The sequence below is a fragment of the Streptomyces sp. NBC_01190 genome, from assembly GCF_045039895.1.
Taxonomy (GTDB): Bacteria; Actinomycetota; Actinomycetes; order Streptomycetales; family Streptomycetaceae; genus Actinacidiphila.
This window is the reverse complement of the sequence record NZ_CP108580.1, coordinates 929,077-954,044: the sequence shown is the minus strand read 5'-3', so window position 1 is coordinate 954,044 and position 24,968 is coordinate 929,077. Positions and strand designations below refer to the sequence as shown.

At 73.5% G+C, this 24,968-nt stretch carries 20 protein-coding genes; 2 read left to right on the top strand and 18 right to left on the bottom strand.

Translation table 11 applies throughout. The features are described from left to right. Positions 1–72: 72 nt before the first annotated feature. The 11 genes from OG519_RS04085 to OG519_RS04035 form a co-directional block, all read right to left on the bottom strand. Entirely contained in the window at positions 73–636 is a 564-nt protein-coding gene (locus OG519_RS04085; protein WP_405578749.1) for a flavin reductase family protein, read from the bottom strand. A 273-nt stretch (positions 637–909) separates the two neighbouring features. Continuing rightward, on the bottom strand, positions 910–1,740 hold the full coding sequence (locus OG519_RS04080) for a serine aminopeptidase domain-containing protein (RefSeq protein ID WP_405578746.1): 831 nt from the start codon (positions 1,738–1,740) through the stop codon (positions 910–912). Further along, complete coding sequence (locus tag OG519_RS04075; RefSeq protein WP_405578743.1) at positions 1,737–2,885, bottom strand: LLM class flavin-dependent oxidoreductase; 1,149 nt, start codon at positions 2,883–2,885, stop codon at positions 1,737–1,739. The genes OG519_RS04080 and OG519_RS04075 overlap by 4 nt, the downstream gene beginning before the upstream one ends. A gap of 128 nt (positions 2,886–3,013) precedes the next feature. Further along, on the bottom strand, positions 3,014–4,252 hold the full coding sequence (locus tag OG519_RS04070) for an acyl-CoA dehydrogenase family protein (RefSeq protein ID WP_405578741.1): 1,239 nt from the start codon (positions 4,250–4,252) through the stop codon (positions 3,014–3,016). Between the two features lie 57 nt (positions 4,253–4,309). Next, complete coding sequence (locus OG519_RS04065; protein ID WP_405578739.1) at positions 4,310–5,692, bottom strand: ABC transporter ATP-binding protein; 1,383 nt, start codon at positions 5,690–5,692, stop codon at positions 4,310–4,312. Beyond that, positions 5,689–6,765 (bottom strand): ABC transporter ATP-binding protein, encoded by a 1,077-nt coding sequence (locus OG519_RS04060; RefSeq protein WP_405578737.1) that lies wholly within the window; start codon positions 6,763–6,765, stop codon positions 5,689–5,691. The genes OG519_RS04065 and OG519_RS04060 overlap by 4 nt, the downstream gene beginning before the upstream one ends. Then, entirely contained in the window at positions 6,746–7,675 is a 930-nt protein-coding gene (locus tag OG519_RS04055; RefSeq protein WP_405578734.1) for an ABC transporter permease, read from the bottom strand. Before OG519_RS04055 ends, OG519_RS04060 begins: the two co-directional genes overlap by 20 nt. Beyond that, the gene (locus OG519_RS04050; RefSeq protein WP_405578732.1) at positions 7,672–8,736 is read right to left on the bottom strand and encodes an ABC transporter permease; all 1,065 of its coding nucleotides are present in this window, start codon (positions 8,734–8,736) and stop codon (positions 7,672–7,674) included. The genes OG519_RS04055 and OG519_RS04050 overlap by 4 nt, the downstream gene beginning before the upstream one ends. Then, positions 8,733–10,289, bottom strand: a complete 1,557-nt coding sequence (locus OG519_RS04045) for an ABC transporter substrate-binding protein (protein WP_405578729.1) — start codon at positions 10,287–10,289, stop codon at positions 8,733–8,735. The genes OG519_RS04050 and OG519_RS04045 overlap by 4 nt, the downstream gene beginning before the upstream one ends. A 448-nt stretch (positions 10,290–10,737) precedes the next feature. Beyond that, on the bottom strand, positions 10,738–11,667 hold the full coding sequence (locus OG519_RS04040) for a DsbA family protein (RefSeq protein WP_405592444.1): 930 nt from the start codon (positions 11,665–11,667) through the stop codon (positions 10,738–10,740). A 110-nt stretch (positions 11,668–11,777) separates the two neighbouring features. Continuing rightward, the gene (locus OG519_RS04035) at positions 11,778–12,272 is read right to left on the bottom strand and encodes an RrF2 family transcriptional regulator (protein WP_405578726.1); all 495 of its coding nucleotides are present in this window, start codon (positions 12,270–12,272) and stop codon (positions 11,778–11,780) included. 139 nt (positions 12,273–12,411) lie between these two features. On the opposite strand from OG519_RS04035, the gene OG519_RS04030 reads away from it, so the two are divergent. Beyond that, positions 12,412–12,993 (top strand): cupin, encoded by a 582-nt coding sequence (locus OG519_RS04030; protein ID WP_405578724.1) that lies wholly within the window; start codon positions 12,412–12,414, stop codon positions 12,991–12,993. Between the two features lie 220 nt (positions 12,994–13,213). Here OG519_RS04030 and OG519_RS04025 read toward each other — a convergent pair whose 3' ends face one another. The 5 genes from OG519_RS04025 to OG519_RS04005 all read right to left on the bottom strand — a co-directional run bounded on the left by OG519_RS04025 (position 13,214) and on the right by OG519_RS04005 (position 22,321). Further along, entirely contained in the window at positions 13,214–15,844 is a 2,631-nt protein-coding gene (locus OG519_RS04025; RefSeq protein WP_405578721.1) for a discoidin domain-containing protein, read from the bottom strand. 405 nt (positions 15,845–16,249) lie between these two features. After that, the gene (locus OG519_RS04020) at positions 16,250–18,223 is read right to left on the bottom strand and encodes an alkaline phosphatase family protein (protein WP_405578719.1); all 1,974 of its coding nucleotides are present in this window, start codon (positions 18,221–18,223) and stop codon (positions 16,250–16,252) included. Positions 18,224–18,545: 322 nt separating this feature from the next. Next, positions 18,546–19,808 (bottom strand): iron uptake transporter deferrochelatase/peroxidase subunit, encoded by a 1,263-nt coding sequence (gene efeB, locus OG519_RS04015; RefSeq protein ID WP_405578718.1) that lies wholly within the window; start codon positions 19,806–19,808, stop codon positions 18,546–18,548. Then, positions 19,805–21,166, bottom strand: coding sequence for an EfeM/EfeO family lipoprotein (locus OG519_RS04010; protein ID WP_405578716.1), 1,362 nt, complete (start codon positions 21,164–21,166; stop codon positions 19,805–19,807). The genes efeB and OG519_RS04010 overlap by 4 nt, the downstream gene beginning before the upstream one ends. Positions 21,167–21,355: 189 nt before the next feature. After that, complete coding sequence (locus tag OG519_RS04005) at positions 21,356–22,321, bottom strand: glycoside hydrolase family 3 N-terminal domain-containing protein (RefSeq protein ID WP_405578715.1); 966 nt, start codon at positions 22,319–22,321, stop codon at positions 21,356–21,358. Between OG519_RS04005 and OG519_RS04000 the strand changes: the two genes are divergently transcribed. Continuing rightward, entirely contained in the window at positions 22,269–22,778 is a 510-nt protein-coding gene (locus tag OG519_RS04000) for a hypothetical protein (RefSeq protein WP_405578712.1), read from the top strand. The two genes, OG519_RS04005 and OG519_RS04000, sit on opposite strands and share 53 nt — an antisense overlap. 303 nt (positions 22,779–23,081) lie before the next feature. On the opposite strand, the gene OG519_RS03995 is transcribed toward OG519_RS04000, so the two are convergent. After that, complete coding sequence (locus OG519_RS03995; protein WP_405578710.1) at positions 23,082–24,344, bottom strand: RNA polymerase sigma factor; 1,263 nt, start codon at positions 24,342–24,344, stop codon at positions 23,082–23,084. A 146-nt stretch (positions 24,345–24,490) separates the two neighbouring features. Beyond that, entirely contained in the window at positions 24,491–24,820 is a 330-nt protein-coding gene (locus OG519_RS03990; RefSeq protein ID WP_405578707.1) for a YciI family protein, read from the bottom strand. Positions 24,821–24,968 lie beyond the last annotated feature (148 nt).

The following is a 24,968-nucleotide window of genomic DNA, read 5'->3' as shown; positions in this document are numbered from 1 at the left end:
CAGGCGGGTAAGCGAGCCGGCCGGCCCGGGACGGCGCCGGGAAGCCGGCCCGGCCCGTCCGCTCGGTGGCGGCTACCGCCGGGCCGCCGATCCCTTGCCGCCGTCGCCGCGCTGGGCGCCGAACGTGCCGAAAGCCCCGTCGTGGTGGACCAGCGGTGGGGCCGTCGCCGGGCCGCCGGCCGTGAGGACCCGGCCCACCACCAGGAAGTGGTCGCCGACGTCGTGGAGTTGTACGGTCCTGGCGGTCAGCCAGGCGTCCACCCCGGCGAGCAGCGGCACCCCGTCGTCTCCGGGCGCCCACTCCACCCCCGCGAACCTGTCCACCCCACTGCGGGCGAACCCCCGTGCCAGTTCGGTCTGTTCGGCCGCCAGCAGATGCACGGCGAACACCTCGGCGGCGCGGACGCTCGGCGCGGTCGAGGCGGTGGACGACAAGTAGAAGGAAACCAGGGCCGGTTCGAGCGACGCCGAGGTGAAGGAGGTGGCGGTGAACCCGGCGGGGCCCGGCACCGTCACCACGGCCACCGTGCTTGCCTGCCGCCGCAGGGTCCTTCGCAGCAGGTCCGCCCCGCTCGGGGCGGCTGGTTCGGCGTGGGCGGGCGGAGTGGTCGCGGCGAGGGCGGGAGTCACAGTCATGACGAGCGGTTCCTTCCGGGGCGGGATCGGACGGGCCTGCCGCAGCGGACCCGGGCGGCTCTCGGGTGTTCGGCCGGAGGCGCGGCCGCGAGTTCGCCTCGCACCGGGCCTGTCGGCCTGTTGACCGAAGGCGTCGGCGCGGCGGAGCCGGCCCGGCGGCCCGGCGGCCGGGCGGCCGGGCGGCCGGGCGGCCGGGCGGCCGGGCGGCCGGGCGGCGGCGAGCCGTCCGCGGTGCGGGGGAGGCGGACCGGCGCGTCCGCCTCCCTGGTGGAGTCAGAAGACGGCGGTGCCCTCGACGCTGAGGAGCGGGCCGCCGGACGCGCGGAGGCGTTCGAGCCATTGGACGACCAGCGCCGCCACCGTGCGGTGCTGGATGTCGTTGAAGGTGTCGTGGCGGCCGTCGGCCACCGTGGCCAGGGTCGAGGCCGGCAGCCGGGCGGCCAGCGCGCGGGCTCCGCCCGCCGGGGCCACCGGGTCGGCCGCGCCGTGCAGCAGCAGCGCGGGCACGGCCGGTGGCGCGGCGAGGGCCGACTCGGCCGCGGCCGCCAGCTCCGCCGGTACGGGTTCGGTCAGCGCGCCGGGCGCGAACCGGGGATCGTCCGCCAGCCGGCCGCGGTGGGTGGGGCAGGTCGTGCGGGCGTCGAGTTCGCCGGTCCACCCCGCCTCCCCGGGCGACCAGTCGCCGCCGGCCGGCACCCCGGCGAGCAGCAGCGCGTCCGGCGCGACCGAGGTACGTACCGCCGCCGCCAGGGCGTGCAGCGCCCCCGTGTCGGAGCCGGCCAGCACCAGCGGCCTGGCCGCCTCGCCGGCCACCGTGTCCACCGCCGCCGCGACGTCGGCGGCGCGGGTGCCGGGCGCGACCGCCAGCACGTGCACGACGTACGCGTCCGCGGCCAGCCGCCGTCCGAACCGCTCGTAGACACCGGGGTGTTCACCGCGGCCGGGCAGCAGCACGATGGTGCCGCGGTGCAGCAGTCCCTCGGCCGGGTACCAGTGGGCGGCGGTGTCGCCTGCCGCCGGGGGCGCGGCCGGGTCCGCCGGCGGCGGAGCCGGGGGTGCCGGGACGACGGTGTTCAGGGCGGCGGCCCCGGGCGCGGCGGTCATCGGGCGGCCCCGGCGGCGGTCTCGGGCACCTTGGTGGCCGCGGCCTCGCGGCGGGCCACCTCGGCGCGGACCAGCGGGAGCAGTTCACGGCCGTAGTCGACCGCGTCGTCCAGCGGGTCGTAGCCGCGGATCAGCAGGGTGGTGACGCCGATGTCCACGTAGTCCAGCAGCGCCTGCGCGACGGTCTCCGGGGTGCCGACCAGGGCGGTGGAGTTGCCGGCCGCGCCGGTCGCCGCCGCGGTCGGGGTCCACAGGGCGCGGTCGTGCAGCTCGCCCTTGGCCGCCGCGGCCAACAGCCGCTGCGAGCCGGCGTTCTGCGGCTTCGCGCCGGGTCCCACCGGCAGGATCTGCCGCCGGCTGCCGACGAACGACCCGGCGGCGCCACGGGAGTTGATCGTGTCGAGGATACGGTGCGCCCGCTCCCAGGCCGCCTCTTCGGTGCGGCCGAGGATCGGTCGCAGCGAGACGCTGATCCTGGGCGCTTCCGCGCGGCCGGCGGCGGCCGCGGCGGCCCGGACGGAGGCGATCTGCTCGGCGGTCCCGGCGAGCGGCTCCCCCCACAGCGCGAAGACATCGGCCTGCTTGCCGCCGACCCGGTAGGCCGCCTCGGAGGAGCCGCCGAAGTAGAGCGGGATCCGCGGTGAGGTGACCGGCCTGACCTCGGAGAGGTAGTCCTTGACGCGGTAGAAGCGGCCCTCGTGGTCGAAGGGCTCGGTGCTCGTCCAGGCCCGCTTGAGCACGTCCAGATACTCGTCGGTGCGGGCGTAGCGGTCGTCCTTGCCCAGGAAGTCGCCGTCGCGGGCCTGTTCGGCGTCGTGGCCGCCGGTGATGATGTGGACCGCGACCCGGCCGCCGGAGAAGTGGTCGAGCGTGGCGAAGGTCCTGGCGGCCAGCGTGGGCGCGACGAAACCGGGCCGGTGGGCCACCAGCAGCCCGAGCCGCTCGGTGTTCGCCGCCACGTGGGCGGCGACCTGGGTGCCGTCCGGGCTGCCCGAGCCGTACCCGATCAGGACCCGGTCGAACCCGGCCTCCTCATGGGCGCGGGCGAACCGCACGGTGTAGTCGGGGTCGACGACCGGGCCGGCCGGCGGCCGGGTCTCGGAGACATCGCGGGTGCCGATCATGCCGATGAACTCGACGGGCATGGCTGGTTGGGCCTTTCGTGAGAGGTTCCTGGTTCGTGGTGTCGGTTTGAACGGTGAGGGCGCGGTGAGAGCACGGTGGGGTGCGGTGGGGCGGGGCGGCGGCGCTGGGCACGCCGAGGAGTGGGGGGTCAGAGCGCCAGGGCGGCGCGGCCGGCCGCCAGCAGTACGGAGTCGTCCTGCGGGGTGTGCACACGGCCGCACAGCACATCGCGCAGGTGGCGCTGGAGCGGATTGGTCCTGGTCAGGCCGTTGTTGCCGACGAGCGCCACGGCTTCCTCCACCGAGGTGATCGCCGCGTGGACGCCGAGCACCTTGGCGCCCGGCGCCTCGGCCGCCGCGAGCCGGTCGCCGGCGTCCACCGCCGCGGCCAGCGCCGCCACCAGGCGCTCGGCGCCGGCCAGCCTGACCTCGATCTCGCCGACCGCGCTCTGGAAGCGGGGCAGCGAGGCCAGCGGCGCGCCGAGCGCGCTCGGCGCCCGCCCACGCAGGAAACCCGTCAGCCACTGCTGCGCGGTTCGCGCCACCCCGAGGTAAAGGGCGGTCAGGCCGAGGGAGTTCCACGCCCCGCCGATCACGTCCCGGCCGCCGTCCGCCGCGGGTTCGGCGAGACCGGCCACCCGGTCCGCGTGGACCCGTACGGTGTCGAACAGCACGTCGTCGCTGCGGCTGGCCCGCAGGCCCAAGTGGTCCCAGGTGGGGCGGATCTCGATACCGGGGGAGTCGGCGCGCACCAGGAACGACCCGACCCGTACCGGATCCTCCTCCGTACGTGCCCACACCGCCATCCAGCGCAGCGCGACCGCCCCGGTGGAGAAGACCTTGTGGCCGGTCAGCTCCCAGTGGTCGTCGCCCGGCCGGCGTCTGGCGGTGGTGGCGGGCAGGCCGCCGCGCACCGGACTGCCGGGATCGGGCTCCACCCGCAGGGCGTTGACGAGGGCCGGCGCCGCCGCGGATTCGGTGAGCAGCTCGTCGTAGACGGCGGCCGGCCACTGCGGGGTACGGGCCTGCGCGGCATGCGTGAAGAGCGTCATCGCGGTGACCAGGGCGACGGCGGGATCGCCGGCGCCGAGGGCGCCCAGAATCCGGACCGTGTCGGCGAGGCCGCCGCCAGGACCGCCGTGGCGCCGGGCGACGGTCGCGGTGAGCAGGCCCGCGGCGTGGACGGCGGAGATGCCCTCGTGGGGGAAGGCGGCGTCGCGGTCGCGGGCCGGGGCGTTGGCGGCGAGCGCCGCCGTGACGTCGGGGAGCCGGCCGTAGTCGGGGACCGGGAGGGCGCGGGCCGCGCCGCAGCCGGACGCGGGTTGGGGTGCGGGTCCCGGCCCGGCGGCCGCGCCGGGGGCGCTGGGTGCGGTGGTGTCGCTGGTCACGGTGGTTCCCTGTCGTCGGGGGCGGTGCTGGTCCGCGGTGAGGTGCGGTGGATCCGGTCAGCCGGTGGGCAGCCGGGGGTGGTGACAGGCCGCGGCCCGTCCGCCGGGGTGCGGTGAACTGCCCGGCTCCGTACGGCAGTCGGCGTCGGCGAAGGGACAGTGGTGGGCGAACGCGCAGGCGCCGGGCGCGGCCGCCCAGGGCAGCGGTCCGGTGACCGGTCCGGTGACCCGCCCGGCGGCGGCCCGGGGGCCGCCCGCCCGGTCGATCCTGGGCGCGGAGGCGGTGAGCAGGGCGGTATAGGGGTGCAGGGGGCTTCCCAAAACCTGGGCGGTCGGCCCGTGTTCGACGAGCTTGCCGCGATAGAGCACGGCGATCCGGTCGGCGATCCCGGCCAGTGAGCTGAGGTCGTGCGAGATGACGACGATCGCCACTCCCAGATCCCGCCGCAGCGAGTCGAGCAGTCGCAGTACGTGGTTGCGGTTGGAGGCGTCGAGCGCGCTCACCGGCTCGTCGGCGAGCAGCAGCGCCGGCCGGGTCACGATGGCCCGGGCCAGCGCGACCCGCTGCCGCTGGCCGCCCGACAGCTCGGCGGGTACGCGCCCGCCCAGCGCGTCGGCGTCGAGACCGACCCGGTGCAGGGCCTCGGCGGCCGCGGCCCGGCGTTCCGCCTTCGCCAGGCCGGCCACGGCCAGCGGCTCGCCCACCAGCTCGATCACCGTCAGATCGGGGTCGAGCGAGCGCAGCGGGTCCTGGAACATGTACTGCACCCGACCGGACCTGCGGTGCTCCCGCAGCGCCCGGCCGCGCAGCGCGCTCACCTCGATCCCCTCGACGCTGATCCGCCCCGCCGTCACCGGCGCCGACCCCACCACGGCCCGCGCCAGCGTGGTCTTCCCCGACCCGGTCTCCCCGATCACCCCGAGGATCTCCCCGGCCACCACCTCCAGCCCCACCCCACCCAGCACGCCGACCGCCCCTCCATGCCCGGCGCCGCGCCGTGGGTAGGCCACGTCGAGTCCTTCGACCCGCAGGACGGCTTCGCCGTGGCGGGGTTGGTCGGGGTCCGAGCGCAATGCGCGGGTGGGCGGGGTGGGTTCGGCGGCCTGTGCGGTGGCGGCCCGGTCCGGGGCCGGGCCCGACGCGCCGGGGGGCGGGGTGGTTTCGGGTCCTGGGTGGGGTGCTCCGGTCGACCCCGCGTGGCCGGTGCTGCGTTGGGGGTAGGCCACGTCGAGTCCTTCGACCCGCGGGACGGCTTCGCCGTGGCGGGGTTGGTCCGGAGTCGAGGGCAACGCGCGGGTGGGCGGGGTGGGTTCGGCGGCCTGTGCGGTGTCGGCCCGGTCCGGGGCCGGGCCCGACGCGCCGGGGGGCGGGGTGGTTTCGGGGGCCGGATCGGGGGCGGGAGTTTGGGGAGTTGGGGTGCCGGTGGCGGAGACGGTCATGCGGGCACCTCCTCGAAGGCTCGGGAATCGGTGACGGACCGGGTCAGCTCGGCGGTGAGTTCGCCGGCCCGGAGGCAGCGGACCCGGCGGCCGTCGGGGGCGGTGGTGAGGGGGACCCGTGCCGTACGGCAGCGGTCCTCGGCGAAGCCGCAGCGGTCGGCGAAGCGGCAGCCGGGCGGTTCGGCGCCCGCCTCCGGCGGCCGGCCGGGGATGACGGCCAGCTCGCGGCGGCGCCAGTCGCCGGCCGAGGCGACGCTCAGCAGCGCCGCGGTGTAGGGGTGGGCGGGACCGCTCACCACATCGCCGGTCCGGCCGTCCTCGACGATCTCCCCGGCGTAGAACACCAGCACCCGGTCGGTCACTTCGGCGACCACCGCCAGATCGTGGGTGACCAGCAGCAGCGCCAGCCCGCGCTCCTCCCGCAACCTCCCGAGCACATCGAGGACTTCGGCCTGCACCACGGTGTCCAGCGCGGTGGTCGCCTCGTCGGCGACGAGCAACCGGGGGTCGCAGGCGACCGCGATGGCGATCAGCACCCGCTGGAGCATCCCGCCGGACAGCTCGTGCGGATAGCGGTGGAAGACCTCCGCTGGCCGGCGCAGCCCGACCGAACCGAAGAGCTCGACCGCCCGGGCCCGCGCCTCGGCGCGGCCCAACCCGAGCCGTATCCGCAGCGGTTCGGTGAGCTGGCGGCCCACGGTCAGCGCCGGGTTGAGATACGAGGCCGGGTCCTGGAAGACCGCCCCGAGCCGTACCCCGCGCAGCCGCTCCCACTGCCGGGCGGAGAGCGTGGTCAGCTCGGTGCCGTCCAGCCGGGCGCTGCCCGCCGAGACCGCGCAGCCGGGCGCCAGCACGCCGAGCAGCGACCGGCAGGTCAGCGTCTTGCCGCTGCCGGACTCGCCGACCACCCCGACCGCCTCGCCGGCCCCAACGGTGAACGACACATCCCGTACCGCCTCGGTGCGGCCGGCGCCGACGGTGATGTGCAGCCCCTCGACGGCGAGCACCGGAGCGCTCGGCTCGGGCTCGGTGTCAGGTCCGGTGGTGGTCCGTTCAGACGGTGACCGGCTCATCGGTCCTCCTTTCCGGCGCCTCGTCCCGGCGCGTACGCCGGCCGCGGCCGGCGGCGGCGACCTTGGCGCGGAACCCGCTGCCACCGGCCGCCGCGTCCGCGCCGCCGCTGTCGCGTATCGCGTCCGCCAGCAGGTTGAGCGCCCCGACGGTGATCATGATCAGCAGGCCGGGCAGCACCGGAGCCCACGGCTGCTGGGCGAGATAGCCCAGATCGCTGGCGAGCACCCCGCCCCAGGTGGGCGCGGGCGGCTGCACCCCGACGCCGAGGAAGGTCAGCGAGGTGACGGTGAGCAGCGCGGTGGCCAGCGCGTGCGCGGTGGTGACGGCGACCGTCGGCAGGATCTTGGCCACGATGTGGGTCCGCAGCACCCGGCCGCGCGAGGCCCCCATCAGCTCGGCCGCCTCCACGTACTGCGCCTGCTTCAGACCCAGCGCGGCGGCCCGGGAGACCCGGAAGAACAGCGGCGCCAGCAGCACGCCGAGCGCCAGCATCGCCTGGTTGAGGCCGTTGCCGAACACACCGATCGCGGCGATCGCGAACAGGGTGAACGGCAGCGTCATCAGCGCGTCGACCACCCGCAGCGCCGTCCACTCGAAGACCCGGCCGAGCCACAGCGACGCCAGCCCGGGCACCACCCCGAGCAGCATGGCCGCGCCGACCGCCTCGACCGCGCCGAGCACCGACCGCCCGGTGCCGGCCAGCAGCCGGCTCAGCACATCGCGGCCGAGGTAGTCGGTGCCCAGCGGATGGCCGCCGCTCGGGCCCTGGAGCATGTGCGCGGTGTCCTGCGCCAGCGGGTCCTGCGGGGCGATCAGCGAGCCGAACACCGCGAGGACCGCGACGGCCAGGAGCACGGCGAGCGCGGCCCGGGCCGCAGGCAGCCGCCAGGTGCGGCGCAGCGTCCTCATGCGGCACCGTCCGCGGCCGGATCGTCGGGGGCCGCCACCGGGCCGGCCGAACGGGACCGGCGGGCCGCGGGGTTGAGTGCCAGCAGCGCCGCGTTGATGGCCGCGTTGGCGATCAGCACCACCGTGACCGTGACCAGCAACGTGCCCTGGATGACGGGGACATCGTGCTGCTGCGCGGCCTGGAGGGAGAGCTGCGCGATGCCGGGCAGATTGAAGATCCGCTCGGTGACCACCGCGCCGCCGATCACGATCGGCACGCTCATGCCGAGCACGGTCAGCGCGGGGCCCGCCGCGTTGCGCAGCACATGTCCGAGCAGCACCCGGCGGGCGGTCAGCCCGCGCATCGCCGCGCCCGTCACGTAGTTGGCGCGCAACTCCCCGACCAGGGAGGCCCGTAGCTGGCGGGCCACGTTGGCCGCCGTCTCCAGGCTGAGCGCGAAGGCCGGCAGGATCGCGAACCGCAGCCACTGCGCCGGGCTCTCGCCGAAGGGGGTGTAGCCGCCCGACGGCAGCCAGCCGAGCTTCACCGACACCACGGCGATCAGCCCGATGGCGACCACGAAGGCGGGCAGCGTGCCGAGCACCGAGCAGACCGCGGTGACGGCCCGGTCGACCCGCCCGCCATTGCTGCGGGCGGCGGCGAGTCCGCCGAGCGAGCCGAGCAGAACGGCGATCACCAGCGCGAGGCCGGCGATCGACAGATCGACCGGCAGTGCCTGGAAGACGCTGTCGGAGACCGGCAGCGTGGTGAACCATGAGCGGCCCAGATCGCCGGTGAAGGCGTGGCCGAGCCAGGTCGCGTACTGCACCGGCAGCGCCCGGTCCAGCCCGAAGGCGTGGTCGAGCCGGGCGATGTCGGCCGGGGTCGCGGTGTCGCCGAGCACGGCCGCCGCCGGGTTGGCGTTCGACAGCGCGCCGAGCCCGAAGGTCAGCAGCGAGGACAGCAGGAAGACCGCGGCGGTGGAGAGCAGCGCCCGGCCGAGCGGGCGCGGGGCCCGGGCCGCCCGGCGGGCCAGTGCGGCGCGCCGGCGCTCCGGCAGCGCCTCGGCGAGCACGGTCATCCGACGGTCACCCCCTCGAACCGCTGGACCACCGTGGTCTCCGGCAGCGCCGACACGCCCTTGGCGCGGGCGAGGATGCGGGGCACCGTGTAGAGGAAGACGTTCGGGGTGTTGCGCACCGCGAAGGCGGTGGCGGCCTGGAGCACCCGCGGGTAGTCGGGGGAGTCCAGCGGGGTCCGGGTCACCTTGTCCAGCGCGGCGACCAGCCCCGGCGGGGTGGTGCGGCCGGGATTCATCAGCCCCTGCTGCCCGAAGAGCACCTGGAACGCCTGCACGGCCGAGTCCCGGCCGGCGAACTGGTCGACGGCGAGCTGCCGTTCGTGCTGGATGTAGATGATCTGGGTGAACTGGGCCTGCGGGATGACCTCGATCTTCGCGTTGATCCCGACCTTCTTGAGCTGGGCCTGGATCTGCTCCGGCACGCCCTCGGCGACGGAGGTGGTCAAGGTGATGTCCAGGCCGCCTGGATGGCCGGCCTGTGCCAGCAGGTCCTTGGCCTTGGCCGGGTCGTACGCGAAGAGGTCCGCGCTGCTCGGGTCGTAGCCGGCGTAGCCCTTCGGGAAGGGCTGGTAGGTGACCTCGCCGTTGCCGAACGCCTGGGTCTTGACCAGTGCCTCACGGTCGATGGCGTACTTGAGGGCCTCGACGACCGCGGGCTTGTCGAAGGGCGCGTCGGCGCTGTTGACGTCGAGCGTGGCGACCACCATCGAGGGGATCACCTGGACGTCGAGTCCGGCCGCCTTGGCCGCGGCGACCTGACTGCCGGGAATCTGGGCCACGTTGTACTGCCCGGACTGAAGAGCGGCCACCACCGTGGAGGCGTCCGGCAGCGGATAGAGCTCGAAGCCGGTCAACTTGATCGAGGCCGCGTCCCAGTAGCCGGGATTGCGGCGCAGCACGGCTTTGGCGTTCTGGGTGTACGAGGTGAGGCTGAAGGGTCCGGCGCCGGCCGGCTTGGCCGCGATCGCGGCCGCGTCGGTGGTGAACGCGGCGGGGTTGACGATCATCCCGGTCTTGCCGGCCAGCAGATTGGGGATCTGGTAGTCGGCGTGGTTCAGGTCGATGACGACGGTGGCCGCGTCGGGCGCCGACACCGCCTTGACCGAGGCGAGTTGGGGCGCGACCAGCGACTTGGGGTCGGAGATGCCGCGCTCCAGGCTCTTCTTGACCGCCGTCGCGTCCAGCGCGCCGCCGTCGGCGAAGGTCAGCCCGGAGCGCAGCTTGAAGGTCACCTGGGTGCCCGCGCTGTTGTACGTCCACGACTCGGCGAGGGCCGGCACCGCGGCGCCGTGCGGATCGAGTTTGGTGAGGCCGGCGTAGACGAGCGAGAGCGCGTGCACATCCCAGCCGGCCGAGGAGAACACCGGGTCCCATGAGGTCGGCAGCGACCAGCCCCACTTGAGCACGGACGAGCCCGAGCCGGCAGCCGCGGCGCCGCCGGCACTGCCGCCGCAGGCGGTCAGGGCGAGCGCGGCGCCCGCGCCGAGACCCAGGCCGAGGAAGGAGCGTCTGCCCAGAGCGGGCGCCGAAGTGGACACACTGGCACGTTTCATGACGAAGCGTTACCTTTCGAGGTTTGCCGAGGCAGCCCTCGGTGAGCGAGGGCGGCGCGAAGCGCCGCGAGTGCCGGGGACGGGGTGCGGCGGTGGGCGCGGTGCGGGGCAGGGCGGGAGACAGCGGGCACGCCGGGCAGGCGGCTACGACAGCGGAGCCGGGCCGGCGGCGGGCCGGAGTGACATGGCGACGCGGGGAGGGATGCGGGGAAGTGACCCGCGGGCGGGCCCGCGCCGGGGGAGGGGCGGGCGGCGCGGCGCCGGGCGGCGAGCCTTCAGTCGGTGACCGGTCGGGCGCCGCGGGGGCACAAGCGCGGGGTCAGCGACAGAGAGCGCTGCTGGTGCGCAGGAAGTCCACGTAGCGGCACACCACACCGGGGTGCGTCGTAAGCATGTGCCCATCCTGACGGGCACGATGAACCGCTGTCAATGGACACCAAATGGTGTCTCATCCGCTGGAACGCTGACCGTCCCCGCTTCGGCGCAGGTCAACGTCGCGGAGTGGGGAAGCGGCGACCCAGGGGCTGACCGCGGCCTCCGCCGGGTGGAGCCACAGCGGGCCGTTCCCGGTATCGATCCGGACCGCTGTCGCGGGCGGTGCGGAGTCGGGCGCGAGGAGTTCCCACTCGGGTCCCGTGAGGCTCCGGTGGTACGCCAACAGGGCTTCGGGGTCCGGGTGTTGAGGCGTGGGAAGCGGACCGGGGGCGACCGCCCGAGCCGCGGCCAGATAGGCGTCGAGCGGACGCCTGCCGGGCACCAGCCGATGCCCGGCGGGACCGGCGAGGAGCACCGTGGGCAACGCGTAGCGCAGTGGGCCGCCCGCGGTCTCCTTGGCGCCTCCCGGGTGCGGCCCCGGGCCCCGGACCGACAGCGCCTCCGGCAGCGGGTCGCGGGTCTCCCGGTGGTCGGCCCGCACCGCCGCGAGTACGGCGGGAGAGCCGGCGTCCGCCGCGAGCCGGGCGGCGTCGAGACCGGGCACGCCGCTCGCCGCCGCCAGGGCCGACGCCGGCGTGTCGGCGGGCTCGCCCGCCACGAACATCGACTCGCGCAGCCGGCGCAGCACCCGCTCGGCGACCGGCTCGCCCTGCGCCTCGGCCGCCTTCGCCACCAGGGACGACGGCCAGCTTGTGGCGGCGACCCGGCTCAGCCGCGTCGCGTGCGGCGCGCCCGTGTGCTCGGCGACGCCACGGACGAACCCCGCGTACCAGGCGGTCTCCGCCGCCGGATCGGGCGCCGGCTCCTCGTCGGTGTCGAAGAGGATCCCGTAGACCCGGCGCCACCGCACCCGGCCGCCCAGCGCGGCCCGCAGGGCGCGGAACACCGGCTCCGCCCCCCAGGCCCACGGGCACAGCGGATCCGTGTACTCGGTGAGCCGCAGTACGGCCGGATCGGGGGGCGGCGACCAGGCGGGAACCTCAGCGGCTCCCGACGGCCCGGGTGAGCGGGGGGAGCGCGGATCCGCGGTCCCCGCGCCGGGCGGCGGCCCGGTCACGCCGCACCCGCCAGCCGGTCCTCCCCGGCCCCCGAAGGAGCCGGTACGCCCGCCCCGCCCGGCAACGCGTCGGCCGCCCCGGCCGACCGGCCGTCCTCGGTCAGCAGCGCGGCGATCGTCACCGCGCTCAGCGCGGCGGCCGCGGCCGCCTCGATCGACCGCCAGACACCGGGGAGCCCGGCGGCGGGCGCGGGGTACGCCAGGTCGGCGAGCGCCTCGCCGCGCAGCGTGAACACCTCGCCGTCCACGGCGAGCAGCACGTCGAGCAGGGTGATCTCCTCGGCCGGGCGGCTGAGCCAGTAGCCGCCCTCGCAGCCGCGCTGGCTGCGCACGAGTCCGCCGCGGCGCAGTTCGCCGACCACGGACTTGAGGAAGCGGAAGGGGATCTGCTGCGAGGAGGCGATGGCCTCACAGGTGAGCGGGCGGGCGCGGTCGCGGGCCAGTTCGACCAGGGCCCGAGCGGCGTAGTCCGCCTTCGCGGAGATATGCATGCGGCCATTATCGCCCGCCGACGGGTGCCGGCGGGCCGGTTCGGCCCTGCGCTGGCCCGCCACCCGCGACATCCGAGCAGGTGGGCCGTAATGGACACCCCTTGACATCCTTTTGGCGCCGCCTCTAGCGTCCCGGGGTATGACCGAGCAGCCGACCATCGCCGGTGAGGGCTTCCATCCGCATCTCCCGGCCGGCCAGGACAGCCCGTCCCGTTCCCCGCGCTTCCGGCTCCACCATGTGCGGGCCGACGCTCTCGACGGTGACACCGCGCAGACCGGCGGGATGCGGCGGTTCGCCGCGATCAGCGGCGGCACCGTCGGCTCCGAGCGGCTGTGGATGGGCCAGACCCATGTGGCGCCCGCCACCTCCTCCTCCGACCACCACCACGGGGAGTCCGAGACCGCGATCTACGTGGTCAGCGGTCGGCCCGAGTTCGTGTTCCTCGATGACCTCGATGACCTCGATGACCTCGATGACCCCGATGACCCCGATGACCCGGATGGCCCGGATTCCCCAGACAGGTCGGCGGGCGGCGGCGAGCCGGTGGAGATCCGGCTGGTCGCGGGGCCGGGTGACTACATCTTCGTGCCGCCCTTCGTCCCGCACCGCGAGGAGAACCCGGATCCGGCGGAGGAGGCGGTGGTGGTGATCGCCCGCAGCACCCAGGAAGCGGTCGTGGTCAACCTGCCCGCGCTCTACGCGCTGTCCGAAACTCCCTGAGCCGCACCGGCGGTGGCCCGTTCCCCAAGGGGTGGGCCCACCGCCCGGCGGCCCGGCCCCGTCCGTGGCCAGGGCGACTCCGCCAGAGCCGGTGAGACGCCGAAGGGGCCGCCGTCCCCCTCGGGACGGCGGCCCCTCCTGCTCGCTCCGGTTACCGGTTATGTCCTACCGCCCGCGGACCGCTGTATACGATCCGCGGGTTCCGCGCCTGCCGCGGATGTTACGGGTAGGACGTCACCGTCGACGGCACCGTGCTGGTGCCCGAGGTGCCCGGACCGGTGTTGTTGATGACATGGGCGTATTGGCCCATGCCGCCGAGCGAGACCACCAGGAGGTCGTGGAACTTGACGCCCGCGGTGGTCGGCGCCTCGAACCCGTGGTCCTGGATGATCGTCGGATCGGTGGTGAAGTTGCAGTAGCTGCCGAGTCCCCAGCCCTCGTGGGTCGTGACGTTGTCATCGACCTTGTAGGCGGCGAACCCTCTGATACTGCCGTTCTGGACCGCGGCCTGGTTGGGCGCGTCATAGGCGATCTCGTTCTGGAAGAAGATCGTCTTGCCGTTCTGCCCGGCCCACTCCACGTCGTACTTCTTGAAGTGCTCCACGAACAGACCCGTGGCCAGCACGTTGTTGCCGTTCACCCGTAGACCGTAGTCCGCCGGGTTGACCGTCCAGCCGGTCGGTGCGGCGCCGTGGTCGGCCCGCCAGATCCAGGTGTGGTCGATGATCACGTCGTTGCTGTTGATCTCGAACGCGGTCTGCGCCTGAGCGGGGGTGGCACCGCCGACCCGGGCGAAGACGTCCTGGATGGTGGTCGGGTTGCCCGCGTGGCTCGCGGTGGAGCCGGGCGCACCGACCTGGAGGAGCTGCGCGGAGTTGCCGGTACCGGCGTCGATGAGGAAGCCGGCCAGCTTGACGCCGTCCACGTCGGCCACCTTGACCGCGTCCACGCCGTTGTCCGGGATGACCGTGGCGTAGCCGAGGCCGAGGACGACGGTGTTGGCGCGGGTGACGTTGATCGGCTGGCTCACGTGGTAAATACCCGGCGTGAGGACCAGGTTGAGGCCCTGGGCCAGGGCCGCGTTGATGGTCGCGGCGGAGTCACCGGGGTGGGCGACGTAGAACTGCGACAGCGGGATCGAGGTGCCCGGCGTGTTCGGCCAGTCGGTCCCGACGGCGTTGGTGCGCAGGTTCGGCACGAACACCGCGTAGTTGCCGCTGCTGTCCAGGTACATGTACGGCTTGTCGCGCGACTCCGGAGTGCTCGCCAGCGTCGTGTAGACCGGGTTCGGGAAGCCCTGCGCCGGAGCGCCCTGGACGCCCGAGAACACCATGTTCCACACGCCGTTGGTCCAGCCGCCGATCGAGCTGTCGCGGGTGTACCACTGCTGCTGCGAGTACGGGCCGACGGTGCCGTCGATCTTGCTGTCGGCGATGTAGCCGCCGCTCGCCCAGCCGTAGCCGTTCGGCGCCAGGTTCAGGCCGCCCTCGACGTGGATCCGGCGGAACGGGGCCGCCTGCGCGACCGCCCACCGGTCGGTGCCGCTGACCGGCTTGATGGCCAGGTTCTCCACCGAACGCCAGAAGTTCTGGGTGGCGTTGCCGTTGAACCAGCCGGCGTCCACGGTGATGTCGCCGTTGATCTGCACGTCGTCCGGGTTCTTGCCCAGGCCCGACACCGAGGTGTAGAAGCCGACCTGGTCGTTGAGACCGTTGTACGTACCCGGCTTGAAGAAGACCTGGTAACGGGCGTCACCGAACTGGTTCTTCTCCTGCTGCGCGAAGATCGTGTCCAACTGGGCCTGGATGTTGGGGGTCGACGGGTCGAAGACCTTCACATTCGGGCCGAGGTCGCCGCCACCCTGGATCGGCCCGGTGGGGGGCGGAGAGGTGGGCGGGGTGGTGGTGCCGCCACCGCCGCTGCCGTAGACCTGGAACTCCCACAGGGAGTAGCCGTATCCGGTGCCGCGGACGGTGCCGTAGACCCGCACGTAGCGGCCGGAGCCGGTGACGCTCAGGTTCTGGACCCCGCCGGTGCCGGTGGTGGTGGAGTAGACGTCGGTCCAGGTGCTGCCGTCGTTCGACGTCTGGATCTTGAACGCCTTGCCGTACGCCGACTCCCAGTTGAGGGTGACGGAGCTGATGGAGGCGGTGGCGCCGAGGTCGACCTGGAGCCACTGCGGGTCGCTGGCGGCGCTGGACCAGCGGGTGCCGGTGTTGCCGTCGACGGCCGCCGAGGCGGGGGTGCCGGCGTTCTCGGTGGAGGACGCGGTGGCGGTCTTGCCCTGCGACAGCAGGGTGCCCCCGGTCGGCTGGGTGCTGCCGCCGGTGGAGCCGTAGACCTGGAACTCCCACAGCGAGTAGCCGTACTGCGTCGCGCGGACCGTGCCGTACAGCCGGACATAACGCCCGGAACCGTTTACGGAAACCGTCTGGTTTCCGCCGGTGGCCGTCGTGGTGGAGTAGACGTCGGTCCAGGTGGTGCCGTCGTTCGACGTCTGGATCTTGAACGCCTTGGCGTACGCCGACTCCCAGTTGAGGGTGACGGAGCTGATGGTGTCGGTGGCGCCGAGGTCGACCTGGAGCCACTGCGGGTCGCTGGCGGCGCTGGACCAGCGGGTGCCGGTGTTGCCGTCGACGGCCGCCGAGGCGGGGGTGCCGGCGTTCTCGGTGGAGGACGCGGTGGCGGTCTTGCCCTGCGACAGCAGGGTGTCGGCCGCGTGCGCCGAGCGCATCGGCACGAAGAGCAGCAGCGAGGCGACGAGCGCCGTGAGGACCGCCGCTACGATATTTCGCCGGCTGGACAGCGCCGAGGTTCTCGGCGTGACCGGACCGGTGGGGGGAGCGAGCATGAGCAACTCTCCTGGTTCCACAGGTGGGGGAGCAGAAAGGATGGCCGTCCCGCCGGCCCGCAGCGGAACGTCGAGGTGCCGTGATCAACGCGAACTACGGGTGGGCGCACTGCGGTTGCCAAGTGAGAGCGCTCTCCCGATGCACACCGCGATGTTTCTCCCTGTGTTTCATCCATGTCAAGAGTTGTGCACAAAGCAGGTTTCGGGAAACGGAGAACCTTCACCAATTCCGGCAAACGGCGTGTGCCGTGCGGTCCAGGCCATTGCTGGCTTCAGTTCATGAACACATGACCGGAAACTCGCCCACGGCGCGGGGGACGACACGAGGGGCCGCCCCGGCGGTTGCCGGCGCGGCCCCTCGGGCCTCTTTCTCAGCGGCCTGCTGTCAGGCCGTCACAAGGCCGCTCAGGCAGCCGTACCGGCGCTCTGACGGTGCTTGCGGGCGTACCACATCGCCCCGCCGCCGACCACGAGCACGGCGGCGGTGATGCCCAGCGGGAGGGCCGGGGACGAGCTACCGGTCGCCGCGAGCTGCTCGCCGGTGCTGCCGTCGGGGCCCGGCTGGTTGCCGCCACCGGCGGTGGCGTTGTGGCCGCCAGTCGACGGACCTGACGGACCCGACGGACCCGACGGACCCGACGGGGCCGGGTGGCCCGGCTTGCCGGGCTTGCCGGGCGGGGTGGTGACGTGGATCGGCTTGACCGACTTCACCGAGCCGTCGGCGTTCAGCAGCACCTGCTCGTTGTTGGGGTGCTTGAAGTCGAAGGCGCCGGTCAGCGAGTTGGCGCGGGCGTCGAAGGACGCGTCGCCGATCCCGCCGGTCCGCCAGTTCTGCTCGATGAACTTGGTGATCGACGTCTGCTCGGTGCGGGTGTGGTCGATCGAGTTGACCTTGCTGTAGGGCGAGATGACCTCCAGCGGCTGCCGGGTGCCCGGGCCGCAGCGGTCGGCGTAGCCGCCGGCCGCCTGCGGTCCCGCCTGGCAGGCCGGGCTGTCGGTGGCCTTGCCGTTGGAGCCCAGCGCGGCGTCCTTGGAGCCGTTCTGCGGCTTCGCGAACGCGTGGTCGTACCAGCCGTCGGAGTCGTCGTAGGCGACGACGACCGCGGTGTCCTTCCACTCGGGGGAGGACTGGATCGCGTTGATCTCCTTGACCAGGAAGTGCTGCTCGTCGGTCGGGTCGGAGTAGCCCCCGTGGCCGTCCTGGTACTCGGCCGCCTTCAGGAAGCTGACGGCGGGCAGGCTGTTCGCCTTGAGCGCCGCGTCGAAGGAGGTCAGGTCGTAGTTGTGGTTCGCCTGGCCGTTGTGACCGATCTCGGCGGTGTTCTTCGGCGGCAGGTGGTGCGGGTTCGCGGTGGACTTGTAGTACTCGAACGGCGAGTGGTGCGGGCTGTAGTCGACCGACGCCGTGCCACCGATGTTGGTGTGGGTGCTGTTCAGGCAGCTCGCGTAGTCGCCCTGCTTGCCGTCCCACGCGGTGGCCGGGGTGAAGCCGCCCTGGAACCAGCCCCACGAGACGTTCTTGGCGTTGAGCAGGTCACCGATGTTCTTGCCCTGCATGGCGGCGAGCGCGTTGGTGCTGGTGTGGCTGCTGTCCGAGCAGTCGTCGTAGGCCGGGTCGGGGTCGTTGATGACCGTGCCGACGCCCTTGGCGTTCGGCGAGACCGAGGTGTAGGCGTCCGGCGTCGCGGTCTGCTTCGGGTTCTCGGTGCCGGTCTTCGGGTCGACCGAGATGACACCGTGCGTCTGGCCCGAGATCAGGTTCAGCGCGCCCGGCGTGGAGGGGCCGTAGGTGCTGCTGTACGAGTTGTCGCCGAGCGAGTAGTGCTGGGCGTAGTTCCACAGGCCGGTGACGGTGTTGCCGTCGTAGTAGTCCATCACCAGGCCGGGCGACTGGTACAGGCCGCCCGAGCAGGTGCTGGTCTCGGTGTTCTGCACGTACGAGTCGGCCTTGCCGCCGTTGCCCGCGTACTGCTCGGGACCGTAGCTGTGGTTCTGGTCGCAGGTCAGCGCCTGGGACGGGGACAGCCGGGTGGGCGTGTACTGGTTCGGGTTCTTCTTCAGCAGGCCCGCGTTGACCAGGTTGTCGGCCTTCGGGGTGTTCTTCGCCGCGGTGAACTTGGTGCCGTCGGTGTTCGCCGCCTGCGGGTAGGTGGCGAAGTAGTGGTCGAAGGAGACGTTCTCCTGGAAGATGACGACCACGTGCTTGATCGGGGTGGTCGTGTTGTCGTCACCTCCCCGGTGGGACGCGGAGTCGGCGTTGGCCGGCGCGGTGCCGCCCAGCAGGACGAGCGCCGCGGCTCCGGCGAACGCACCCCAGCGCGCCGTCCGCCTTCGCGCGCCCGCCCCTCTTTTCCTGCCCGTACCGCCAGTGGTGCTCATGGTTGCTCTCAGCCTCCGCTTGGTGACGAAATGCCCGTGCCGCTGTTGCTCCGCGCACGTCCGTGATCGGTGCCGGCCGGGTTGTCGAGTGGTGCCGACCGGTTGCCGACGGGTGTCGACTGGTGCCGACGGGTGCCGACTGCCGTCGGCCGCTTGTCGGCTGGTTGTCGAACTGTTGTTGATCGGCGCCGACCGGTTTCGTCCGCGATCGTCCGGGCGGGCCACGACATGACAGGGGCACGGTGGTTGCCCCCAGGTGAACAGCCGGTCAGTAAATCCTGAGGAAGTCTTGACCTGCGCTTTGCAGTCGGGGTAGTTTCGGTCAGGCGAGCAGGCCGCTGCCGTACCAGTCGGCCCGGTCGCGGACCCCGGGCAGCGCGAAGAAGTAGCCGCCGCCGAAGGGGGAGATGTAGTCCACCAGCGGCTCGCCGGCCAGCCGGTTCTGCGTCGCGGTGAACTGCCGCTCCAGGTCCTGCTGGTAGCAGACGAATATCAGCCCCATGTCGAGGTTGCCGTTGCTGTCCATCCCCCGGTCGTAGTTGTAGCCCCGCCGCAGCAGCCGCGAGTCGTCGGTCTTCGCGGTCCGCGGATTGGCCAGCCTGATGTGGCTGTCCAGCGGGATCACATCGCCCAGCGGGTCCTGGGAGAACTTGGGCGCCTCGAACTCCCGGGAGCCGTCGAGCGGCGCGCCACTGGCCCGGTCGCGGCCGAACATCCGCTGCTGCTCGGTGAGCGACACCCGGTCCCAGAACTCCACCAGCATCCGGATCAGCCGCACCACCTGGTACGAGCCCCCGGTCGTCCAGGACGGTTCACCGCCGCCGTTCACCCACAACAGCCGGTCCGCGACGGCCGGATCGCCGATGTCCGGGTTGGCCGTGCCGTCCTTGAAGCCGAAGTGGTTGCGGGGGGTGCCGCTGGGCCGGGGCGGGCTGGTGAAGCCGTCCATCCGCCAGCGCACCTGCATCCCGCCGCGGGTCTGCCGGGTGATGTCCCGCAGCGCGTGCAGCACCGTGTCGGTGTGCGGCGCGCTCAACTGGAGGCTCAGATCACCGTGGCACCAGGCCGGCTGGAGGTCGTCGTCGTCGAAGGCGGGCATGGTGCCCAGCCGCAGCGGCTTGCGGTCCTTCAGACCGAACCGCTCGTCGAAGAGCGAGGCGCCCACCCCGAGGGTGACCATCAGCCCGTCGGACGGCACGGTCGGCCCCAGGGTGCCGCTGTCCGACAGCGAGTCGGTGATGCCCAGCGGCGCCGGGGTGCCGCCGGTGGCCAGGAAGCGGGCCCGTTCGGTGACGGTGTGCAGCAGTTCGGTGAGTTCGCGCCGGTCGGCGGCGGTCACGTCGAAGGAGAGGAAGGCGGTGGACCGGGTCACCGGCTCGGCGATCCCGGCCTGGTGGGCGCCGTGGAAGGCGGGCTTGGCTCCGGCCGCCGGGGCCGGGGTGGCCGCGGCGGCCGCGGTGCTCCCGGCCAGCGCGGCGGCGCCGCCGGCCACGGCGCCGACCGCGCCCACACCCAACGCCGCGCCCCGCAGGAAACCGCGTCGCCGCAGGTCGCCCGCTCCGGTCGGCTCATGCGTGTCGGTCATGCCGTCCTCCGTACTTCGAAGATCGCCGCCACCGGGGCGAGCCGTTCCAGCAGATCGCCGAAGTCGGCGTTGATCCGCTCGCGCTGACTTGTCGTCAGCTTGTCCAGCGGGGTCCAGACGCCGCCGCGGCCTCGCGCGTCCAGGTCCGCCTGGGCCCGGTCGAGGGAGGCGTCGAGCCGCGCCAGACCGGGGTCGCGCGGCGCCAGCAGGGTGCGCAGCTCGGCCAGGATCTCGCGGGTGCCGTCGATGTTGGCGCTCGCGGTGGCCAGATTGGTGCCGCTGCCGTAGTCGGTGCGGCCGGTCAGCTCGAACTGCTCGGCGTTCTCGATGATCTCGTGCGCGCGCAGGCCCATCGCGGCCGGATCCATCCGCTGCTGCGGCCAACTGCCGCGCAGCGCGGCCACGTCCTTGACCAGACCGGCCGCCGCGGCCCGCAGCGACCCGGCGGACGCGCCGTGCCACAGGCCGTACTCGATCCGGTGGAACCCGGTGAAGTCCGGCTTCTCGGCCGGATCCGTGCCGAGTGCCGCGGTGCCGTTGATGGCGCGGTCCGCGTCGCCGAAGGTGTCGTAGGCCGCGCCCATCCGCTCGTAGACCAGGTGCGCCGGGAGCCAGTCGCGGCGGGCCGCGGTCAGATCGCCCCGGTCGATGTCCTTCTTCAGCGCGACGGTGTCGGCGGCCAGTTCGCCGATCCGGTCACCGACCCACTTCTGGTAGTCGAGCGTGGGCGGGATCAGGTCGTGCTCGGTGACCGGAAGGGCCGCAGGCCCCTGCGGCTGCGTGCCGGGCACCGTCACGGTGGGCCCGGTGACCGCGTCGGTGTCCTCCTGCACGCACTTGAATGCGTACCGGCCGCTGCCGAGGTCCACCACCATGGGCCGGCTGGTGCCGGGGGCCAGACCCTCCACCTCGCCGAAGATCCGCCCCGACGCGGGGTCGGTGAGATAAACCTCGGTCGCGCTCGCCGCCGAGTTGAAGAGGTCGAAGACCTGGGTGCCGGGGTGCGGCTTCGCCCAGCCTTGGCCGCAGGTGCTCGGGGAGGCCTGCACGGCGGTGTGGGCGAGGCCGCCCGCCGCCGGGGCCGAGGTGTGCTTGCCGTCCGCCTGGGAGCCGCCGCCGGTCGAGGTGAGCACGGCCGCGGTCACCGCGGCGGCCACCACGACCGCCACCGCGGCGGCCCGCAGGCCGCGGGCCCGGTGCAGGGGACGCGGGGCGGCTATCCGGCCGGGTTCCGCGTCGGGCGCGGCGCCGGGATCGGCGGGGCTGGCGGCGGGGACGGCCGATGTGTCGGTGGCGTTGTCGGTCGCGGATTCGTGGCCGGCCCCGTCGGTGGGCTCGATGTCGGGTTCGGCGGACACACCGGACCTCCGGATTTCCGTGCGGTGGATCGTGGGTGCGGCTCATGCTAAGCACCCGCCGACACCGCCACCCACCTGCACAGAGGCGGGGAAACCACAATTCGCCCGCAGTTCACCCACTCGACACTGTAAGGGTGCCCTAACTAAGCTTTCGGCCGCGGAACCGCCGGATTTCCGCCGCCCCGGCGCTCAGTCACAGGTCAGCAGGCCGGCGTTCAGCTTCGCGGTGAGCACCCGCCGTACGCTGTCGTCCACCGCCGCGCGAAACGCGCTGTCACCCTTCATCCGGCTGATCACCGCGCCGGTCATCGGCACGATGTCGGACACATTGTCGGTGAGCACCAGATTGCCGCCGGCCGAGATGAAGTCCACCGCGCGCTGGGCCGGGGTGTGGTCCTTGACCGCCTCGGCGTTGCCCAGGTCGTCGGAGATGACCGCGCCCCGGAAGCCGAGCGCGTCGCGCAGGACGCCGCGGATCACGGTGGAGGAGAAGAGTGCCTGGTGGTCCGGGTCGATCCGGCTGAAGATCGCCGAGGTGATCATCACAAACGGCGTCCCGGCCTGGATCGCGCTGCGGAACGGCTGGAGGAACGGATCATCACGGGTGGTGGTGCCGTCGATGACGTTCGCGGTGAGGTCGGTGTTGCCGGTCACCCGGCCGAGGCCCGGGAAGTGCTTGGCGGTCGGGATCACCCCGCCTTGCAGCATGCCGCGCAGGAAGGCCGTGCTGTGGGCGGCGACCGTGGCCGGATCGGTGCCGTACTCGCGGTCCAGCCTGCCGATCGGCGCGTTGACGTTCACCAGGTCGGGCGGCACCGTGTCGGCGACCGGTGCGAGGTTCATATTGACGCCGGCCGCCTTCAACTGACGCGCCCAGTCCGCCGCGTTGCTCCGGAGGGTGGCCGTCGACCACTTGCCCTGCGTCACCGCGTCGGGGATCGCGCTGAAGCCGGGGCCGTTGACGACCTGGACCTGGCCGCCCTCCTGATCGGTGGAGACCAGCATCCGTACCCGGACGCCCTTGACCGCGGGGGCGAGTGTCTGCACCTGGTCGGAGACCGGCCTGACCCCCGCCGCGCCGTCGAAGGTGTGCTTCACCAGGATGACCGAGCCGACCTTCCCGTCCGTGATGGCCCGGGCCTCGGACGACTTCATCCCCGTACTGGTCACCGCCGACATGAAGAGCTGGCCGACCCGCTGGGCCTGCGACATCGCGCCGAGGGCCCGGTCCACGCAGCTCGCGGGCGACGCGCTGGCGCTCGGTGACGCCGAGGTCGGGCTCGCGCCGCCGGACGCGGAGGTCGAGGGGGCGGCCGTGGTGGGTGTGGAAGGCGCCGCGGTCGCCGGCGGGGTGGCCGAGGGCGAGGGCGCCGCCTTGTGCCCGTCGCCGCAGCCGGCCACCGTGACCAGCAGGCCGAGGGTGACCGCGGAGAGCGCCGGGCGGCGGAGCGGGCGGCGCCGCGAGGCTTTCGCGGTGCGGGCGGCTCGGGTGGCTTGGGTGGTGCCGGCGGTGCTGGAGGCTCTTGCGGTGTCGGCGGCTCGGGCGGTGCTCGCGGTGGTCGGCTCACGGGGGATGTTCGGCTGGCGCACGGCGGAACCTCACACCTCATAGGTCGGTCGGAACAGGCGGGCAACAAAGCGCTGCCCTTCCCCTTCCTGCCCCCACCAGCGCGGGTCGTCTCGAAATGCCGCGAACAAACCCTCGTCAGGAGGCGGTGATGCCCCCTGACGGCCCTGTGCCGGGGCGCCGCGTGACGGCCCGACAGCTCCGGCGCGGGGTCCGGGCGGCGGGTGCGTCCCGGCGGTGGCGGCCGCGCTGTCGTGTCCGCTGAGGTGTCCGCCGCTGTCCGCCGGGTTGTCCGCGGGGCCGCCCGCCGGGTTGTCCGCCGGGCTCTTTCGCCGCGCGCCCGACAGGTCACCGCGCCGTCATCTCGGCCAATCGCCGGGCCAGAAAGCGCCGTTCCGCCTCGGTGGGGGCCAACCGGGCCGCCTCCCGGTAGGCCGCCGCCGCCCGGTCCCGTTCACCGAGCCGGCGCAGCAGATCGGCGCGGGTGGCGGGGAGCAGGTGGTAGCCCGCCAACTCACCTGTCGCCGTCAGCGATTCGACCAGCGCCAGACCGGCCGCGGGGCCCTCGGCCATGGCCACCGCCACCGCCCGGTTCAGCTCCACCACCGGTCCCGGCGCCATCCGGGCCAGCTCCCGGTACAGCAGCGCGATCTGCGGCCAGTCGGTGGACTCGGCGGCCGGCGCGACCGCGTGGCACGCGGCGATCGCCGCCTGCACCTGGTAGGGGCCGGGCAGGCGCAGGGCCAGGGCCGCGTCCAGTACGGCGGTGCCCTCCGTGATCCGCTCCCGGTCCCAGCGGGCCCGGTCCTGGTCCTCCAGCGGCACCAGGTCACCGGCCGTGTCCGTACGGGCGGCGGCGCGCGCGTCGTGCAGCAGCATCAGCGCCAGCAGCCCGGCCGCCTCCGGGTCCGCCGGAAGCAGCCGAGCGGTCAGCCGGGCCAGCCGGATCGCCTCGGCGGTGACCCGGCGCTGGTCAGGACCCGCGGCGCCGGGCGCGTAACCGGAGTTGAAGAGCAGATAGAGCACGGCGAGCACGGCCGCCGTCCGCTCCGGCAGCAGCTCGCGCGGCGGCACCCGGAAGGGGATGCCGGCGTGCCCGATCTTGTTCTTGGCCCGGGTCAGCCGCTGGGCCATGGTGCGCTCCGGCACCAGGAACGCCCGTGCGATCTCCGCGGTGCTCAGCCCGGTCAGCGATCTGAGGGTGAGCGCCACCTGGGCGGGCAGCGGCAGCGCGGGGTGACAGCAGGTGAAGATCAGCCGCAGCCGGTCGTCCGGCACGGCGTCGCCGCCGGACACCGCTTCGAGCGCGGCCGCCTCGGGGGCGTCCGGCGCGACGGCGGGGGAGCCGGGCGCCAACCGGGCCGCGTCCCTGAGTTTGACCGTCTCGTTGGCGCGCCGCCGCAGCACGTCGAGGGCGCGGTTGCGGGCCGTCGTGGTCAGCCACGCGCCCGGCCGCCCGGGCACCCCGTCCCGGGGCCAGCGCTCCAGCGCGCGTTCGAAGGCGTCCTGGGCGCACTCCTCGGCCAGGTCCCAGTCGCCGGTCTGCCGGATCACGGCCGCCACCACCCGCCCCCACTCCTCGGGCCAGGCCGCGGCGACCGCCTCCTTCACCCGGCCGGCTGGCGGCGGGTCGGCCCCGGCGGCAGCCCCGGCCCCGGCGTCGAGGCCAGAACCGGGGCCGGCGGCGGAGTCAGCGTCGTGACCAGCGCCGGGGCCGGCACTGTTGTCAGCAACGGGACCGGCGCCGGACCGCCCGGTCAGTCCGTCCAGAACGGCCGCACCTCGATCATCCCGTAGCGCGCGACCGGGTGCTTCGCGGCGACCTCGATCGCCTCGTCCAGATCGGCGCACTCGATGACGTCGAATCCGGCCATCTGCTCCTTCGTCTCCGCGTAGGGACCGTCGGTGAGCAACCTGGCCCCGTCGCGGACCCGCACCGTGGTGGCGTCGGCGGCGTCCCGGGTCCTGCTGCCCATCAGCCGCACCCCGCGCCGGTCCATCTCCGAGGCCCACGGTTCGGCGTCGAGTTCCTCCGGCGTCGCGTCGTATCCCGCTTCGTCGCTACAGATCAGCAGTAGGTACTTCATGGCTCTTCTCCTCGTCGTGCGCCGCGCGGTCCACGCGGTACGTACGGTGTACGCGATCGGCACGGTCGACGCCGTCGGTGCTTTCGGCGCTGAACGGCACTCAACGGCCCTGAACGGCGCTGATGCCGCTGAACGCCTCCGACGCCGC